This is a genomic window from Desulfobotulus sapovorans DSM 2055 (assembly GCF_059569355.1).
Window position 1 is genome coordinate 220,619 of record NZ_JCANVJ010000001.1, and the last position, 17,182, is coordinate 237,800.

Sequence of the window (17,182 nt, forward strand, 5' to 3'; positions counted from 1 at the left end):
TTCCTGTTGTGTACGTCTCTGATTTTATGAAATGCTGTTCAGGTTGCGAATCACTATACATGCAGGCGTACGGCAGGGCAAGCCCTTTTCACAAGGGAATGGTAGTTTTTTGTGGCAGGAAAAAGCTGTTTTATAAATCTGTCTGACGGGCTGGGAAGCTGTGAAAAACGTCAGGAGCCTTGGGGGAAAAAGGCTCCTGATATTGTGTTTGGAGGGGGAGAGGGGAGAGGGTCATCCCCCCATGTGCAGAAAGAAGGGGAAGCTCTGTATGGCGGAGATTTTGGGATTACAGTTCATGGAGGAAAATATCTGTTTCTTCCGGTTCCTCGATACCGAGATATTCACGGGTCTGTTTCTGACTGCTATGGTTGAAAATTTTGGTAAGACGCGAAATTTCCACGCCAAAACTGTGATTCTGGTGAAAACCCCAGGTTTTGCGAAGGGTATGGGAGCCGAAGTTCCCCGGCAGATTGATGGTTTTGCACCATTTGGTCACAAGCCTGTGCAGGGAGGGCACCACAAGGTTGCCCCTTTGGGATTTGAAGAGGAAGTCCTCGTCTTCATAGGTGTCTGTTTCAAGGAGGGCCTGTATGGCAAGAACGGAAATCCGGTTAATGGGAATGGTTTTGATTTTGTCACTTTTTTCATCTGCAACGGTCACCCGTTCTCCGGGGCTGAGGTTTCTGACCTGCTGCACCTTAAGATGCAGCAGTTCGTTGGGCATGAGGGGGGTATTGATTCCTAAGGTAAAGAGGGCTGCATTTCTGGGGTTGTCTTTGATCAGAACCTTGATGGCCTTGATGTCCCTGAGGCGCCGTATGGGTTCTACCCGTGCCTGTTGTGCGGCATCCGGCTCCTGCAGGTTATCGGAAATTTCGATATCACTGAGATCCTGGCTTTGCATGGGGAACCTCCTTGAAAAGTGGTTATGTTTTATTGGATAATGACCAAAACATTACAAGTTTTCAAGTGTTTTTTTGATAAGAACCCAAAACAGAGCGTTTTTCACAGGGCGGAAATTTATTGAAAGTGTTTCAGATAGACCCGGACACTGCCTTCGGGTTCTTTCCGTTCATTTTCCCATTTCCAGAAGAGCACGGTTCCCATTTCTTCCATTTCCCGGATTTTCTGATCCACAATGTCCGGGAGTACGGCGGGGCCTTCGGAATGGAGACCTCTTCCTGTTATGATCCGTATGGTGAAGAGTCCGTCCTGCAAGGCCTTCTCAATGAAAAATTCCGTCTTCAAACGGGCCTGGATGCCTGAAAAACCATGCAGATCCAGGACTTTCTGGGGTTCGGGATACCGGCGGATACGTTCGGCAAGGCTTATACCGCAGGAAGCTTCCATCCCTGCTTTTTTTTCCTTTAAGAGACGATCCTGGCCTTTTTCAGCAAGGGTGCTTCCCAGAAGAACAGGAAATTTCAGATTGCCTGTATCCTGATTCGGGGAAGCGGACAGGTTTTCCGCGGCATGGAAAACCCGGGTAAAATCGGTTTGATCCCTGAGGATGGGAATACCGTTTTTATCTTTCAGAAGGGGACGGGGCTGGTGGGGCAGCGCCGGTTTTTTTTTCATGGTGTGGGAGGCAAGTTTTTTTCTGGAAGATTGTACCTGCGCCCGTGGAGCCGTCATTTCATGGAAGAGATCCATTTTTTCGGAGAGGCGGGGAATCTTTTGGGCTATGGGGGAATGCTGTTTTTTTCTTTTGGGGGCTGCCGGGTTCTGAACAGGGAGGCTTGGGGGACAGGGGCTTTTTTCCTGCACAGACAACGGGGAAAAGTCTTCTTTTTCATCGCTGAAAAAGGTTTCCGCAGCATCCATAAGCAGGGGGATACCATGTCGGTTTTTTTTGGTTTTTTGGCGTATTTTTTTTTCCGGGGAGGGGGGGGGGCTCTCCGGTAAGGGGAGGCTATCCGGTGTGCGCACTTCCTCAACCGGCGCTAGCTGGGGGGGGGGATTGTTTTTTCGGTTTTTACCCTTTAAAAATTTTTGCAGTTCTTCCATCAGGTTCATGGGGCAAAAGATCCATCTCTATTCTTCGGGGGAGGGAAGGAGAATTTCTCTGGGACGTGCACCGTCCGCAGGGCCGACAATGCCTTCCCTTTCCATGGTTTCAATGATGCGGGCAGCACGGTTGTATCCGATACGGAGGTGGCGCTGTACCGATGAAATGGAGGCCTGCCGCGTTTTCAGAACCAGATCCAGGGCCTCATCATAGCGTTCGTCATATTCCGTTTCTCCATTTTCCGGGTTTTCCCGGTCTTCGGCGATGGTGATATCGGGCAGATAATCCGGTTCTCCCTGGGATTTAAGGAAACCCGTGATACGGGAAAGTTCCGTTTCAGAAACAAAGGCACCGTGAATACGCTGAATGCGGGAGGTACCGGGAGGAACAAAAAGCATATCCCCGTTTCCAAGAAGGCTTTCGGCCCCCATGCTGTCGATGATGGTACGGGAATCGATCTTGGAAGATACCTGAAAGGAAATACGGGTGGGAAAGTTTGCCTTGATGACGCCGGTGAGCACGTCCACAGAAGGCCGCTGGGTGGCAAGGATCAGATGGATGCCCGCAGCCCTTGCCATCTGGGCCAGTCTTGCCAGGGCGACTTCCACATCCCGGGAAGCCACCATCATGAGGTCGGCCAGTTCATCAATGATGATGACGATGAAGGGCAGAGGGGCCTCCAGGCCGGTTTCCTTCATTTTTTCATTGAAGCCTGTGATGTTGCGGGTTTTGTGTTCCGCCAGCAGTTCATAACGCCGTTCCATTTCCCGTACAGCCCAGAAAAGGGCATTGGTGGCGAGTTTCATATCCGTCACAACAGGGGAAATGAGGTGAGGAATATCATTGTAGAAGGAAAGTTCAATGCGTTTGGGATCAATCATGAGCAGCTTCACCTCATCGGGACTGGCCTTGTAAAGGAGGCTGGTGATCATGCTGTTCAGCCCGACACTTTTTCCCGTCCCCGTGGCACCGGCGATGAGAAGGTGGGGCATGTGATCCATGGGAGCGACAACGGGACGGCCTTCAATATCTTTTCCCAGGCAGAGGGTGAGTCGTGACGGGTTGCTGCAAAAGGCGGGGGACTCAATGACTTCCCGCAGACGTACCATTTCCCGATCCTGGTTGGGGATTTCAATACCAATGACGTCCTTCCCCGGAATGGGAGCCACAATACGGATGCTCAGGGCGGAGAGGGCCAGGGCCAGATCATCGGAAAGGTTGACAATTTTACTGATTTTAATACCGGGAGCCGGTCTGTATTCAAAGGTGGTGATCACGGGGCCGGGGACAATGCGCACCACTTCTCCCCGTATGCCGAAATCCCCCAGCTTGTTTTCCAGTATTTCAGCCTTCAGGCGCAGCATCCCCTCATCCTGATTTCGGGGGGAGGGATCCTTTGCCGTGAGAAAATCAAAGGACGGCATGATCCAGGAGTCCGGATTTCTGGAAGGGGCTGTTTTTTTTTCCGCTGCATCCGTCGCACAGGAAGTTTCCGGCTGGCAGGAAATTCCGGAATTCTTACCGGAAGGAGAGGGCTGTGGAGAAGATGGGGGGGCAATTACCGGTTTTTTCTGTGCATTCAGGGTTTCATGAGTCCCTTTTTCGGTGACGGGAAGGGGGGCAGGGAGAGGGGAAACCCGGTTTTCAGGGGAAAGGGGAGCATCCTGGGGCTTGTCTTCCGGATCGGGTGTCGTTTCTGGATGGAAGACGGCAATTTCAGGTGCTTTCTTGCCGAGGGCGGCATTGAGAAGGTGCAGCATCTCGTCAAAGCGGCTGCGTACTGTTTCGCCCAGCGAGGCTTCTTCCTGCCGCAGTTCCAGAAGTTTTCTGGAGAGGTTGAGGGCTGCGGTCAGGAGCAGTCTTTCGTTGCCTACGGTTCTGGGAAAGGCAGGGGTATCATGCTGAATTTTTTGCAGCTCTTCTTCCAGGATGGCCAGTACGGATTCCGGATCCGGAACCGTGGGGGAAGCCATGATTCTGTGGGGTACGCCAAAAAGATCTATGGTCAGCATTTTCTGCTTGTTACAGGACATGGAAACCCCGGTGTCGTTTGCGGTTCTGGGCAAGGGGACAGCTTGTCATGAGGTAAGGACGCAGCAGAGGGCCCTTTGTCAGAAGCGTATCAAGATACAGATCCTTACGACAGGCCTTTTAGCATCTTCATGGGACAGGGGCAAGGCAGGTCTCAGGGGCGGATGGCAAGGGTATACCCACAGCCTTCCGGAGAGACCTGCTGCCTTTGCAGAACGGTTTCTGCTCTGGCCGTGACCACCCGTACTTCGTTTTGGTATCCTCGGCTGAAAATATCGCTGCTCCAGTACCAGCGTTCCGGATGGGGCAGGGGATAAGCGGGCGGGTTTTTAAAGAGTACGGCCATTTCATTTTCCGAGGGAAGACGCCAGTCCCTGTGTCCGCCGAGGGACAGCTGGTGCACGAAATTTCTGGCTTCTTCATGGGTGAGGCATTTCCCTGTGTAGGCATCGGAATCCATCAGTGTCCAGATTTTTCCTGTGCGCATATCCTGGACGGTGTCGTTACCCAGAGACTGAAAACGCCCCTGGGCCAGAGGGAGTCTGCGGAGCATGTCGTTTCGGGTATTTTCCAGACGGGCCAGGGCCTGCTGGATGCGGATACGCTCTTCTTCCTGCTGACGCTGCAGAAGAAGGGCCGTCTGACGCTCCCTTTCCTCCCTTGCCTGCCGTGTCTGGTTTTCCATACGCTGGGCGATTTCCAGACGTTTTTTTTCTGCTTCCACACGATGACGTTCCGGAGGGTATTCCAGGAGGTAGCGATCCAGAATGGAAATGCGGCCCGTATCGTTGAGGGCAGGGCGTTTCAGATCTGCTTGTACCTGCTCCCATACCCGGTCTTCATTCATTTTCTGGCGGAGATTCTGGAGGATCTGTTGCAGGAACTGCTGGACAGCCCCATCCTTTTCTTCCCTTCTGGCCCTCTCATAAAAGAGAATCTGTTCCGCAGGCGTATTCAATCTCTGGGCCGTGGTAACAAGGAGATCCTTACGGTCTTCCCGGAGCAGAGTCTCCAGATGGGCCCTTGCTTTTTCCTGTCCCGGATGTTCCGGAAAATTCCGGATGAAGTTGCGGGCGGACTGAATGGCAAGGCTGCGGGTCTCAGGCGTTTTATCCGGGGAGCTGAGGAGGGTGAGCAGGGCTGCGTCTCCCCGTATGAGGATGGCTGCCCGGAGTTTGTCCATTTCCGGATTTTCGGGAAAACGCTCCATGAACTGCCGGATTTCCTCCAGCCATGGTTCTTCAGGAAGGTAGTCCCTTTCCGCTGATACCATATAGGCTGTCTGAAGGGTGACCCGTTCCTGCATCAGTCGGGCGATGGTTTCCGCTTCCTTTCCTTTGGGGTGACGTACCAGAAAGCGTTCATACAGGCGAAGGGCTTTTTCAAGGTTTTCCGGTGTTTTGGAAAGAAGTGTCTCCTCCTGGAGGAGTTCTTTATAATCCCGCTCCAGAATGAGATTCCGAAGCTGATCCCGGATATGGCCCAGTTCAGATGCATGACGGCTTTCGGGAAAGGCTTCGAGAAAGCGGCTGATGACCGCCTCCCGCTGTTCCGGATGTTCCAGGCGCAGGAGGGCTTCCTGAAGACGGGTATGGGCGCTTTCATGCTGATAGGCCTTGTATCCCAGAAAGGCCCCGCCGCCTGCAAGGGAGAGCAAAACCAGAAGGCCGAGGCAGAAAGCAAGGATCTGTTTGCGGGTGAATGAAAATTTTGGAGGGGGTGGAAGTTTTTTTTCTTCTTTCTGAGGGTCGGCTACAGGTTTTTCTGTGGTCTTGGAAGGCGGAATAAAGAGGCCATAGGTATCCGCAGGAGCCGCTGCTTGCGTAAAATCCGTCTGTGTGGCCTGTATGACCTCCTCTTCCGAAAATTCATAGGCGGCCAGTCCTGCAAGATCGGGATCTTCCGTTTCCATGAAAATGTCCGTAGTGCCGTTATCCTCAGATGCCGGTACTTTTTTTTCGGAACTGGCATTCCCGGAAGGCATTTTCGTGGTCGGGAGAGGTGACGCGGGTACGGGGGAGGAGTCCTTTTCGTTTTTCTGAATGTTCGCACCGCGTTCATCAAAGCGTCTTGTACCTTCCATGAGAAGATGCATCATGGGGACGCGGATATGTCTTTCTTTGCGGATACATTCTTTCTGCATCAGGATCACGGGATCCGGAAGGCAGATCACCTCATAGGCGGCTTCCAGAGGCTCAAAATCCCCATACTCGGCATTGATGACTTCTCCATCCAGAATGTAAAGGGTTCCGGTATTTTTTTTTCCCTGTACCGTGAGGGTACAGGTACTTTTTTCCATCTGTATCATCTGGAGAAAGGCAGGAAGGCTGATCCCCTGAATTTTACCGCCTGGAGCTAAGGCCATGGAATTCCCCTGGATGCACAGTTACAGGCCGGAAGGATCCTGCTGTGCAGAGATAAAGTTATGATCCTTAAAAAATATCGTGTCATTCCATGAAATGACAAGGGGTTTTTTTTAAAGGGCTTTTTCTTCCATACGTTCTGAGAGAACGGACTCAAGGCTCTGTACATTTCGGAACCCCCTGGGCAGCAGTTGTCCCCTGCGCCCCCGGATGCCCTTGAAGGGATCCAGGTGACTGGGTTTGAGGGAGAGGCTTCGTTTTCCTGCCTGGATGACCAGGGTGGCATTTTCCGGAAAGACGAGAAGGTGGTGCAGCTTCTCTTCTCCGCTTGCGGCACGGGCCGCAAGGATATGGATGATCTTGTTGCCCTTGCCCCTGGGCAGTTCGGGAAGATCCTTTACGGGAAAAATCAGCATACGGCCTTCGTTGGTGAGGGCCGCAAGGAGGAGTTCTCCTTCCCCGGAGAGGGGGATGGGTTTCAGAGGACTGGCCCCACGGGTCAGGGTCAGAAAACTTTTTCCTGCACGGTTTTTGGCCATCATGTCTCCAAGCCGGGCGATGAAGCCGTAGCCTGCATCACTGGCCACAAGATAGCGGTTTTCCGGATCTCCGATCAGAAGGTGGAGGGGAACGGCATCCGCGGGAAAGCTGAGACGGCCGCTCAAGGGTTCTCCGTATCCCCTGGCCGAGGGCAGGCCGTGGGCGGGAAGGGAGTAGGAACGGCCTTCGGAATCGATAAAAACGGCCTGCTGGTCACTACGGCCCCGGACAGCGGTGAGAAAGCTGTCTCCGGATTTGTAGGAAAGGCTTTCTCCTTCCACCTCATGGCCCTTGGCGGCCCGTATCCATCCTTTTTCTGAAAGAATGATGGTGACAGCTTCTGTCGGCAGAATTTCCTCATGACGCAGTATCCTTGCTTCTTCCCGCAAAATGACCTGGGATCTGCGTGCATCCCCGAAATTTTTGGCGTCCTGAAGCATTTCTTTTTTCAGAAGGTTTTTCAGTTTTTTTTCAGAACTGAGAAGTTCTTCCAGTCGGCTGGCTTCGGCCTGACAGGTATCCTGTTCGGCTTTCAGGCGGATTTCTTCAAGCCTTGCCAGCTGACGCAGCCGGGTGTCCAGAATGTAATCTGTCTGGATTTCCGTTAAACCGAAGCGTTCCATGAGAAGGGGTTTCGGTTTTTCTTCGTTCCGGATGATGGCGATGACCGCATCGATATTGAGGCAGGCCAGCAGAAAGCCTTCCAGCAGATGCAGCCGGTCTTTAAGTTTTTCCAGACGGTGCCGGAGGCGGCTGCGTACGGTTTCGGTGCGGAAGACCAGCCACTGGGAAAGCAGGGTTTTCAGGTTAAGGACGCCGGGTTTGCGGTCGAGACCAATGAGGTTGAGATTGACCCGGCAGTTTTTTTCAAGATCCGTGCTGGCAAAGAGGTGGGCCATGAGGGCCTGGGCATCCACCCTGGCATTTTTCATTACCACCACAATGCGCACGGGATCCTCGTGGTCGGCTTCATCCCGGAGATCCACCACCATGGGCAGCTTTTTGGCCTGCATCTGGGCTGCGATCTGCTCTAAAATTTTGGCCCCTGAGGTCTGGTGAGGGAGGGCTGTGATGATGATTTCTTCGTTTTCCACCGTGAAAACGGCGCGCATTCTGACGGAACCTGTGCCCGATGCATAGAGGGCAAGGATCTCCTCCTTCGGAGTGATGATTTCCGCTCCTGTGGGAAAATCCGGACCCTGGATGAAGTTGCAGAGGGTCTGGGTATCGGCTTCGGGGTGTTCCAGCAGATGGACACAGGCCTCGGCCACCTCTCTGAGATTGTGGGGCGGGATGTCCGTGGCCATGCCCACGGCGATGCCCGAAGCGCCGTTGATGAGCACATTGGGAAGCCTTGCGGGCAGAACCCTGGGTTCGGTGAGGGTGCCGTCGAAGTTGGGAATCCATTCCGTTGTCCCCTGATCCAGCTCCGCAAGCAGCACGTCGGCATAGGGCGTCAGTTTGGCCTCGGTATAACGCATGGCGGCAAAACTTTTCGGATCGTCCTGAGCCCCCCAGTTGCCCTGACCATCCACCAGGGGGTAACGGGTGGTGAAAGGCTGGGCCAGATGCACCATGGCCTCATAGCAGGAGGCATCTCCGTGGGGGTGGTATTTGCCGAGAACATCCCCCACGGTGCGGGCCGATTTTTTGTGCTTGGCTGCCGCCTTGAGTCCCAGTTCGCTCATGGCGTACACGATGCGGCGCTGTACGGGTTTGAGACCGTCTCCGATGTGGGGTAAGGCCCGATCCAGAATCACGTACATGGCGTATTCGAGATAGGCGTTTTCCGTGAAAACGTGAAGTTTTAAGGCCTCATCACTGCCCGTTATATCCGGACTGGCCGTTTCAGGATGATCCGTTTCCTGGTTCATGGCAGCACCTCCTCTTGACCGGGGATTTCCGAAAGGGTTTCATTCCCGTGGGCTTCCAGCCAGACCCGTCTGTCCTGAGAACGTTTTTTGGCAAGGAGCATGTCCATGATGTCCAGGGTGCGGGAGGTATCGTCCAGGGTGAGGCGGACAAGCCGTCGGGTGTCCTGTGCCATGGTGGTCTCCCGGAGCTGGAGGGGGTTCATTTCTCCCAGCCCCTTGAAGCGCACCACATTCACCGGGCCTTTTTTTCCTTTTCGGGCTGCCAGACGGTTCAGAATGGCTTTCTTTTCGGCGTCATCCAGGGCGTAGTGAATTTCTTTGCCCGCATCAATGCGGAAAAGGGGAGGCATGGCCACATGAACATGGCCCTTTTCCACGAGGGGTCTGAAATGGCGCATGAAAAGGGCACAGAGCAGGGTGGCAATGTGCAGCCCGTCGGAGTCCGCATCCGCCAGAATACAGATCTTGCCATAGCGCAGTCCGGAAAGATCCTCGGATCCGGGATCCACACCGATGGCAACGGAGATATCGTGGATTTCCCGTGATCCCAGAATCTGTTCTGAGTCCACTTCCCAGGTATTGAGGATTTTGCCCCGAAGCGGCAGGATGGCCTGGATCTGTCGGTCACGGGCCTGCTTGGCCGACCCGCCTGCGGAATCCCCTTCCACAAGAAAAAGTTCCGTCTGGCTGCACTCCTGGGAAATGCAGTCCGCAAGTTTTCCCGGCAGGGCCGGGCCAGAGGTGATTTTTTTGCGGGAAACGATTTTGGAGGCTTTAAGACGTTTCTGGGCGGCCTGTATGGCAAGGGCGGCAACGGCTTCCCCCACTTCAGGATGGCGGTTCAGCCAGAGACTGAAGGCATCCTTCACCGCTGCGGAGACAAAGCCTGCCGCCTCCCGGGAGGAAAGCCGTTCTTTGGTCTGGCCTGAGAACTGGGCTTCGGCCATTTTAAGGGAAAGAACAAAGGAGCAGGAGTCCCAGACATCTTCCGGTGCCAGTTTCACGCCCCTTGGCAGGAGGTTTCTGAATTCGCAGAACTCCTTCAGGGCAATGAGCAGTCCGGAACGGAAACCGTTCACATGGGTGCCGCCCTGGGGGGTCGGGATGAGGTTGACATAACTTTCTCCCACAAGACCGGAACCTTCGGCCATCCAGGTGACAGCCCATTCCACATGCTCGCTGGCGGATTCGCCCTTACCGGTAAAGGGAACCTCGGGTACCCTTTCCTCCATGCCGAGCGTGGTGTCGAGATAGTCGGTAAGGCCGTCCTGATACTGCCAGTGCTCCTTTTCTCCCGTGATCTCATTGGAGAAGGTGACGGAAAGTCCGGGGCAGAGAACGGCCTTGGCCCGGAGAATATGGCGGAGTTTGGATGCGGAAAAATCTGGAAAATCGAAGTATTTGGGTTCCGGCCAGAAACGGACCCTTGTTCCGGTGTTGCGGCGGCTGACCGTATCCAGCACCTCAAGGTCGGATACTTTGAAGCCCTGTTCAAAGGCGATGGCATAACGCTGACCGTTTCTGCGGATGTCCACTTCCAGACGGCGCGAGAGGGCATTGACCACGGAAACGCCAACCCCGTGCAGTCCTCCTGAAAAGCGGTAGGTCTTACTGGAAAACTTGGCTCCTGCATGGAGCTTTGTGAGGATGAGTTCCACGCCGGTAAGTCCCTCTTCAGGATGGATGTCCACGGGCATGCCCCGGCCATCGTCTTCCACGGAAAGGGACTGATCCTTGTGCAGGATAACGGTGATTTTTTTTGCAAAACCGGCAATGGCCTCGTCCACGGCGTTGTCGATGACTTCCTGAGCCAGATGGTTGGGCCGCTGGGTGTCCGTGTACATGCCCGGTCGCTGACGAACGGGATCCAGGCCCTTGAGTACCTCGATGGATTCTGCGGTATAGGATGTATCAGCAGGGGCGGATCTGTCAAACATGGGGTTTCCGATGCGATAATGTCATGGTGAAACGGAAAAACAGCCTGTCGTTTTCCGTTCTGTTGCACGGTATGTTTTTTCTTATTTATCCGGAATCTTCGGTAAATATCAGAAGACGCCTGCCAGCATATACTCCAAAAGGCCTGAGGGAGAAAGGGCTGAAGGGCGAATTTTTTAAGGCAGGTATCCCATGGATCTGGAAATTTCCATGGCGGTGCTCAGAAGTTGTCGTGTGTGTTTTTCCCGATCCGGGCCGGAAAGGAGGCTGGGGCTGTCTGAAATACTGATTCCCCCTGCGCATTCCCCGTTGTTGCTGCGGATGGGGGCGGCGATGCAGCTCATACCGTTCATGTACTCTTCGGATTCCGTGGCAAAGCCCGTGAAATAGACCTGCCGGATTTCTTCCCTGAAGAGTCCCTTGTCCGTTCGGGTATGGGTGGCGCAGGGGATGAAGTCTGTCGACTGAATAAATTCGATGCAGAGTTCTTCGGGCAGAAAGGCCAGCATAACCTTGCCCAGGGCGGTGCAGTAGGCAGGCAGCCTCGGTCCCAGATGATGCTGAAATCCTGCGTGAAAATTGGGGAAGAGATTGAGGGTTACAAGGGCGGCATTGCGATCCCAGATGGCAAGCCTCACCATGCGGTGGGTATTTTCCGCCAGTCTGCGGGCAGGGTTCAGGCCCACCTGATTGATTTTCAAGGTGGCGGAAAGATAGGTTCCGAGTTCATAAATTTTCAGGCCCAGGGCATATTTCCGGGTTTCCGGATCCTGCTGGAGAAACCCTTCTTCATGCAGGGTCTGCATGAGGCCATGCACCGTGGGTTTGGGCAGATTGAGGAGTCTGCTGATTTCCGTGATGCCAAGCCTCGGGTTTTTACTGGAAAAGAAAGAAAGGATGCGGAGGGCGCGTTGTACGGATTGTATGCTCATGAAAGACTCATCTCAGGGGTGTCGGAATGCAGGGCGGGGGCAATTGCCGTGGCAGGAGGCATGTCAAGGAAAGCGGGAAAACGGATGATGAAGCGGATTCCCCCATTCTCCGGACTTTCACAGGAAATGGAACCCTGGAGGGTCTGGGTGACGAGATTGTACACAATGTTCATGCCAAGGCCTGTTCCCCCGTTTCCACGGGAAGTTGTGTAAAAGGGATCAAAAATCTGCCTGAGGGTTTGGGAGCTTACCCCCCGACCATTGTCCTCATATAAAAAGGATACCATACCATCGGTGTGCCGGATGTCAAAATGCATTTCTCCGGCTTCCTCGTCATTAAAGGCATGGGAAAGGGAGTTGAGAACAAGATTGGTGACAATCTGGGAAATGGCTCCCGGATCCTGAAAAATTTCCAGGGTACTGTCGCACCGGATCTGGATGCTGTGAGCCGTATGCCGAAGGCGGGGACGCAGACTGAGCAAGGTATCTTCCAGATGTTCCTTCAGGAGAAAATAACGCGGCTGGTTGCGGGTCTGATCCACGGCTACTTTTTTGAAGCTCGAAATCAGGTCTGCTGCCCGTGTAAGATTGGTATCGAGGATGTCCGTGGCTTCCTTCGCAGTTTCGAGGTAGGCGGTGAAGTCCGACTGGCGGAGTTGTCCCTGGGTAAAAAGCTCCCGCAGGTGAAGGGTTCTTTCCGCAAGAAAGGAGGCTGCCGTAACGCTGTTGCCTACGGGGGTATTGATTTCGTGGGAAATTCCAGCCACCAGGGAGCCGAGGGAGGCCAGTTTTTCCGATTGTACCAGTTGTTCCCTGGTGCTTTGCAGGGCTTCGATGGAGTTCTGAAGTTCCTGGTTGATCCGTTCCAGTTCCATGCTGCGTTCTTTTAAAACCGTTTCTGCTTTTTTCTGGGCAGTGATGTCAAAGGCCATTTCATAGCGGACAAGGCGACCATCGGGCCAGCGGATGTTACGGCTGAAGCAGCGGAACCAGTTCTGGGTGGTTTTGTTCAGAAATTCCTGATGCAGGGGGCCTTTGTGTTCTGTCTGGCCATGTTCGTTTCCCCTGCAACAGGAGCAGGGGGATTCTGTCCCGTGGATGACACTGTGGCAGATCTGGCCTGTGGCGTCTCCCCAGAGTTTTTTAAAGGCCTGATTGACAAAGAGGATCGTGTGGTTTGCGGGGTCAGTTACGTAGATGGCTTCCTGAATGCTGTCAAAAATGGAGAGCAGCTGTTCCCGCTCCGCATTCAGGGCAGCGGTGCGTTCTTCCACCCTTTTTTCCAGTTCCTGATTGAGGGTCTGGAGACCGTTCAGGATTTCATTGATGGTCAGGGCAAGGTGGCCCAGTTCATTGTTCTCATGGTTTTTCGGTATAGAGATACGCTGGTTTTCGGGCCTGGCAGGATGGATGGCGGCGATATCCCGTGTCATGCGAAGCAGGGGGCGGGTTAGGTTGCGGTAAAAGAGATAGGCAAGAAGCATGGCCATGACCAGATACTGGATCAGCTCCATGAGCAGATTGATGCCGTAACGCTGAAAGAGATCCCGGAACAGGGGATGGGGATCAATTTCAATTTCGATATAGCCCACAGCGGTGTTGCCCGATGTGAATACCAGGGGATGTCGAAAACCGGACGGTTGGGGGAGAAGGGGAAGAATGAGGGAGAAAAGATCCTCGTGCCCGGCTCTTTTTTTTTCGACCAGAACCATCCCAAAGTCATCCACCAGCCGGACAGAACCAATGAGCGGCAGATTGAAAAGTCCCTGGGCCGTGCGATTTGCCAGAAAAATATCCTGATAATACAGGGCCTGGGCAGCAGAGGCTTCGCTGATGGCCAGAAGCTGGCCAATTTGTTTTTCAATGGATTTTCTTTCATTCCTGTAATCAAAAAATCCCCGGATACAGCTTGTCCCCATTCCCATGAACATGGTGAAGAGCAGCACCCAGAGGGTCTGACGCAGGGCAAGGCTGCTGTGTATTTTTGTAAAAGGCCCTTTCATGGCTCTCCCTTTGGTGCGGATTGATCCGGTAAGTCTTTGAGATAGCGCAGTAAGCTTCCTTCAGCCTTCATGGTGGCGATGCTTTCATTGATGGCGGGCAGCAGTTCGGCTGCCGGGCTGTCCTTGGCGATTCCGATATGGAGTTCCTGGGATATCAATGCTGTGGGATGAATTTCGAGAAAAAGAAGGTTGGGAAGGGTTTCCATCCGGGAGCGTATGCTGTTTTCCGTGCCGATAAAGAGATCCATGCGTCCGGTACTGAGGGTGACCAGACCGGCTTCCGTTGTGGGAAGGATTTCCAGGCGCAGTCCCAGGGAAGAGGCCGCCTGTTCCAGAAGGGGAACCTGTCCCGCCACCACGCCCAGGGTGTAGGGAGCCAGATCTGTCAGGGCCTGGAAGGAAAAATTTTTGTGTTTTCGGGTGTTGTAACAGATCACGGTGCGGCTTGTGAACAGAGGGTCGGAGTAGAGCAGCCAGGGCTTGAGCCTCTCCTGTTTCTGGACGAGCAGTATGCCGTCAAGCCGGCCGAATTCAAGCATCCGGAGAATCCGCAGCCAGGGGTGTACGACAACCTGGATGGAATTCCCTGTACGGGAGAAGATATCCGATACCATCCGGATACCAGGCCCCTGGTCTGTGGGGCCGTATGTACCTTCCACCCAGGGGGGGAGGGGATCACTGCCCAGAAGAAAGGGAATCTCTCCGCGCACCTGTCCCGTTGTTCCTGCCGAGAGCGCAAGGAACACAAGAAAGCCGTTCATCCATTTACGAAGGCGTTGTGCTGTCATTATGGCAGAAGTTCTGTCCAGTTCCCTTTCGGGAAGGGGTCATGTCATTGCAGACCGTGCTGTATTCCTTGTTTTCAAGGATTTTGGACAGGCCCATCGGGGCTGTCCGGAAACCATGGGCGTCTGTCCCGGATATCGGGAATGCCATCGCCATCACTGTCGGAATCCATGGTAAGAGGGCTTTCTTCAACGATCTCAGGAGAAGCCAGGGGCGAAAAAAAATCCGGATTTCCGTCGCCGTCCGTATCAAAACGGGCGGCAGGATGCTCTGGAAAGGCCGTGTAGGGCAGGATGTCCTGGCGAATACGCTGGAAAAGTTCCTGCGCCATATCGCTATCGATGTGGAGTTTATCCACATGCCGGCAGGCTTTTTGGAACCACCCTGCCTGAATGTAAAGATCCATGAGGAGAAGATTTTGGTACTGCCGGAATTTGGGATTCATGATGGTGTCGGAGACAGTGTCATATTCCTGCATCAGTTTCCGGGTATGCGGATCCCGTAAGGAGAAGGCCAGGCGTAAGCGGATGATTTCTTTGAGAAGTGTCAGTACTTCTTCACGCTGGGAATCCGAAGGCAGAAGGCTGGTTCTTTCAGTGGCAAGGAGACGGTGGATTTTTTCGTGCAGGGGGAGAACGCGGTGCTGCAGTTCCGGTTTTTTGAGTTTTCTGCAAAGAAGGGCCAGGTGCTGGATGCCACTGGCAGCCTCTTCCGTGGTTTTTTCGGCCTTTTCAAAGAGATCCAGCGCTTCCCCCATGAGTTCTTCGGCGATGGAGGGACATGAGTCGTGGAAAAGCAGGGCCAGATCTCCGAGGCGCTTTGCATGTTCTGTTGTCCAGGGGGGCTGGAGCCATTTAAGGCGTTCTTTTTGCATCAGCGCAAGGGCTTCTGTCGTATTGCCCGTTTGCAGCAGCATGGTGATACGATGCCTGTTTTTTTTTTCTCCGCGGCCAATCTCCATGGAACCAAGCTTTTGGCGCAGAAGATTTAGGGGGCGGTCTGCTTCCAGGCGTACCCGGATGGCCTGCGTCAGAAGGGATTTCTGGTATTTCTGATCCGGACACCCCTGAATGAAAGCCAGGAGTTCTTCTTCGGTTTCGTTTGTGGCCATGAGGGCCAGGAGCCGGCTGGACAGGTTTCTCTGAATAAAGGGAGGTCGGCGGATATTGTAGCGACGCTGCTGGGAGCGCAACAGGGCAAGGGTGGATTCAGGCATATCCGGTTCCGGATGGATGGTGAAGGGAAAGGTGGGAGGAATCTGCTTCCGGAGGGCAAGGGCTTCTGTTTTAAAACCTGCGATGTAGAGGGATTCCGCCACGGAGGGCAGCCAGACTTCAAAACTTTTACCGGAAAGGGTTCCCCCGAGGGCCAGATCCCAGGCCTCCATGATTTGCTGATAAAGTCTCCATACGCTTTTTTTGTCCCCGATATCCGCATATATCCGGGTTACCTGTATCCGGGCAATATTCTGGGATGTTCCGGGCTGTATTTTCCCTTCTTTGCCCATGGAATAGGTGTGTTCCAGAGTATTGCCGGGGGCTTCTTCAGGAGAATCGGGGGATTCGGGCATGGTATCGGCCAGTTTTTCCAGAAAACGGGCAATGGCCTCAGCCCCTTTAGCATCCTTATGGGAAAAGGCCATGCGGCACAGGGATCTGAGCTTATGAAAAAAAGCTGGATCCCGCATGGTGTCCGGTATCTGGAGACGGGCCTGTTTTTCAAGGGTATAAAAGTAAGCGATGGCAGAAGGATAGTTGTTTTCCAGGTGATGGAAGCTCAGCCACTGTATCTGAACCTCGGTACTGTTCTGTTCCTTTTTGGAAAAACTTTCATGAAGGTTTTTCAGGATCTCTTCTGCTTTTTCTTCCTTCCCGATACGTTTCAGATGCTGGTAGATCAGCCAATAGGCGCGAAACCGCGAGGCTGTATCCTGGATACGGGTATTGGCCGCAAAGAGGGCGGCTTCCAGATTTTCCTGGCAGAGCAGAATCTGGGTAAGGATTTCTCCGTATTTGGGGTGCTGTTCATGGCCTGGCAGGGCCGTGACAAGGCGCCATGCGAGTATGGCGGGGGAGGCGTCGGAGCGGTGAAAAAGCGCAGACCGGGCTTTTCCATCATTCCCGGGAAGATCTTCGGAAGTGAGGGGGCTGTCCGTAGACAGAGGGTGATCCAGCGCCAGGATCGATTGATCCAGATGTCCTTTCCCGGTGTTTTGCACGCCATGACAACAGGCTGTCAACAGGAAGATACAGAGATATGTCAGATAAAAAAAACGAATGACCATACGCTTTCTTGAAGGGGATTTTTAAAACGTTCCCAAATCGTTCCGCCGATCATTAGGGCGGCAGCCGGATGGTTTTTCCCACACAGGATTCAGCTTGTCAGGCCCCAGCTTTATCCCATCTCCTCAAGGGCGGCAATGAAAAAAGAAGGGGAAGCAATGGTGCTGCCTTTGCAGATCGGGCATTTTCCAGGTTTGGCAAAGCGGCTGCGATCTTTGAAAATATGGTCACAGCGTCTGCATACGGCAGGAACCCGGCCCATACGGAGGCCTAAGGGGGGAAGGCTTTTTTCCACATGGGGAAGAGCTGCCAGTATCTGTTTTTCGGAAAGGTGCAGGGTCTGGGATATTTCCCTCAGGGAATGGGGGGCCTCCTGAAGAAGTTCCCGGATTTTCTGGCGGGGTGTCTGGATTTCCATGCGGAGTTTT

At 53.7% G+C, this 17,182-nt stretch carries 11 protein-coding genes; all 11 read right to left on the minus strand.

Annotation, left to right across the window (positions count from 1 at the left end; translation table 11 throughout):
- Positions 1-286 precede the first annotated feature (286 nt).
- A complete protein-coding gene (locus tag BR04_RS00870) occupies positions 287-904 on the minus strand; it encodes a tyrosine-type recombinase/integrase (RefSeq protein WP_496354090.1) in 618 nt (205 codons plus the stop codon).
- A gap of 116 nt (positions 905-1,020) precedes the next feature.
- Positions 1,021-2,016, minus strand: coding sequence for a Smr/MutS family protein (locus tag BR04_RS00875; protein WP_496354091.1), 996 nt, complete (start codon positions 2,014-2,016; stop codon positions 1,021-1,023).
- Between the two features lie 18 nt (positions 2,017-2,034).
- Positions 2,035-4,041: a DNA translocase FtsK gene (locus tag BR04_RS00880; RefSeq protein ID WP_496354092.1), complete on the minus strand. Its 2,007-nt coding sequence runs from the start codon at positions 4,039-4,041 to the stop codon at positions 2,035-2,037.
- Positions 4,042-4,193: 152 nt separating this feature from the next.
- The gene (locus BR04_RS00885) at positions 4,194-6,404 is read right to left on the minus strand and encodes a DUF4388 domain-containing protein (RefSeq protein ID WP_496354093.1); all 2,211 of its coding nucleotides are present in this window, start codon (positions 6,402-6,404) and stop codon (positions 4,194-4,196) included.
- 111 nt (positions 6,405-6,515) lie between these two features.
- Positions 6,516-8,816, minus strand: coding sequence for a DNA topoisomerase IV subunit A (gene parC / locus BR04_RS00890; RefSeq protein WP_496354094.1), 2,301 nt, complete (start codon positions 8,814-8,816; stop codon positions 6,516-6,518).
- Positions 8,813-10,753 carry a DNA topoisomerase IV subunit B gene (parE, locus tag BR04_RS00895; RefSeq protein ID WP_496354095.1) on the minus strand — a complete coding sequence of 647 codons (1,941 nt, stop codon included), beginning with the start codon at positions 10,751-10,753 and terminating at the stop codon, positions 8,813-8,815. The genes parC and parE overlap by 4 nt, the downstream gene beginning before the upstream one ends.
- A 174-nt stretch (positions 10,754-10,927) precedes the next feature.
- Positions 10,928-11,683, minus strand: coding sequence for an IclR family transcriptional regulator (locus BR04_RS00900; protein WP_496354096.1), 756 nt, complete (start codon positions 11,681-11,683; stop codon positions 10,928-10,930).
- Complete coding sequence (locus BR04_RS00905; protein ID WP_496354097.1) at positions 11,680-13,686, minus strand: ATP-binding protein; 2,007 nt, start codon at positions 13,684-13,686, stop codon at positions 11,680-11,682. The genes BR04_RS00900 and BR04_RS00905 overlap by 4 nt, the downstream gene beginning before the upstream one ends.
- Positions 13,683-14,474, minus strand: a complete 792-nt coding sequence (locus tag BR04_RS00910; RefSeq protein WP_496354098.1) for a substrate-binding periplasmic protein — start codon at positions 14,472-14,474, stop codon at positions 13,683-13,685. The genes BR04_RS00905 and BR04_RS00910 overlap by 4 nt, the downstream gene beginning before the upstream one ends.
- 74 nt (positions 14,475-14,548) lie before the next feature.
- Positions 14,549-16,690: a hypothetical protein gene (locus BR04_RS00915; protein WP_496354099.1), complete on the minus strand. Its 2,142-nt coding sequence runs from the start codon at positions 16,688-16,690 to the stop codon at positions 14,549-14,551.
- Positions 16,691-16,866: 176 nt separating this feature from the next.
- Positions 16,867-17,172 (minus strand): transcriptional regulator, encoded by a 306-nt coding sequence (locus tag BR04_RS00920; protein WP_496354100.1) that lies wholly within the window; start codon positions 17,170-17,172, stop codon positions 16,867-16,869.
- Positions 17,173-17,182: the final 10 nt, after the last annotated feature.

Bases quoted from the DNA above. Each gene is read 5' to 3' on its own strand.
- BR04_RS00920 (WP_496354100.1), bottom strand. From the start codon at position 17,172: ATGGAAATCCAGACACCCCGCCAGAAAATCCGGGAACTTCTTCAGGAG.
- BR04_RS00885 (WP_496354093.1), bottom strand. From the start codon at position 6,404: ATGGCCTTAGCTCCAGGCGGTAAAATTCAGGGGATCAGCCTTCCTGCC.
- BR04_RS00905 (WP_496354097.1), bottom strand. From the start codon at position 13,686: ATGAAAGGGCCTTTTACAAAAATACACAGCAGCCTTGCCCTGCGTCAG.
- parC (WP_496354094.1), bottom strand. From the start codon at position 8,816: ATGAACCAGGAAACGGATCATCCTGAAACGGCCAGTCCGGATATAACG.
- BR04_RS00870 (WP_496354090.1), bottom strand. From the start codon at position 904: ATGCAAAGCCAGGATCTCAGTGATATCGAAATTTCCGATAACCTGCAG.
- BR04_RS00880 (WP_496354092.1), bottom strand. From the start codon at position 4,041: ATGTCCTGTAACAAGCAGAAAATGCTGACCATAGATCTTTTTGGCGTA.
- BR04_RS00910 (WP_496354098.1), bottom strand. From the start codon at position 14,474: ATGACAGCACAACGCCTTCGTAAATGGATGAACGGCTTTCTTGTGTTC.
- parE (WP_496354095.1), bottom strand. From the start codon at position 10,753: ATGTTTGACAGATCCGCCCCTGCTGATACATCCTATACCGCAGAATCC.
- BR04_RS00875 (WP_496354091.1), bottom strand. From the start codon at position 2,016: ATGAACCTGATGGAAGAACTGCAAAAATTTTTAAAGGGTAAAAACCGA.
- BR04_RS00900 (WP_496354096.1), bottom strand. From the start codon at position 11,683: ATGAGCATACAATCCGTACAACGCGCCCTCCGCATCCTTTCTTTCTTT.